This is a genomic window from Moraxella sp., from assembly GCF_024227015.1.
Taxonomy (GTDB): domain Bacteria; phylum Pseudomonadota; class Gammaproteobacteria; order Pseudomonadales; family Moraxellaceae; genus Moraxella.
Genome location: NZ_JAAELD010000203.1, coordinates 1 through 535, shown reverse-complemented (window position 1 = coordinate 535; position 535 = coordinate 1). Strand labels below are relative to the sequence as shown.

The following is a 535-nucleotide window of genomic DNA, read 5'->3' as shown; positions in this document are numbered from 1 at the left end:
GTCTGGTTGCAGATGTTGCGCTGGTTTTAAATCTGGTGCTGCTGATCGCCGTTTTATCCATGTTGCAAGCCACACTGACTCTGCCAGGGGTTGCGGGTATTGTGCTCACGGTCGGGATGGCGGTAGACGCCAATGTATTGATTTTTGAGCGTATTCGTGAAGAGCTTCGCCACGGTCTATCGGTGCATAAAAGTATCGATCAAGGTTATTCACGGGCTTTTTCAACTATTTTAGATGCCAACGTTACCACCCTCATCGCGGCGGTGGTTTTATTTGCTTTTGGCACCGGGCCGAGCAAGGGGTTTGCCGTCACCTTGAGTATTGGTATCATTACCTCGATGTTCTGCGCCATTTTTGTCAGCCGGGGTTTGGTCTACCTCATTTATGGGCGCAAACGAGTGGATGCAATCAAGATTTAGCGATCATTGAATAATTAATCATGCAGATTTTTAACCAACGAACCCATATTAATTTTCTTGCATTACGCAAGATAACGATGATCCTTTCCATCGTCCTGATCATCATCAGCTTATTT

1 protein-coding gene is annotated in these 535 nt (G+C 46.0%); it reads left to right on the top strand.

The genetic code is table 11. The annotated features are described in order from the left end of the window. Window positions 1-419 (top strand): SecD/SecF family protein translocase subunit (locus GY683_RS04675; protein WP_297287641.1); only part of this gene is annotated, 419 nt, incomplete at its 5' end. Window positions 420-535: the final 116 nt, after the last annotated feature.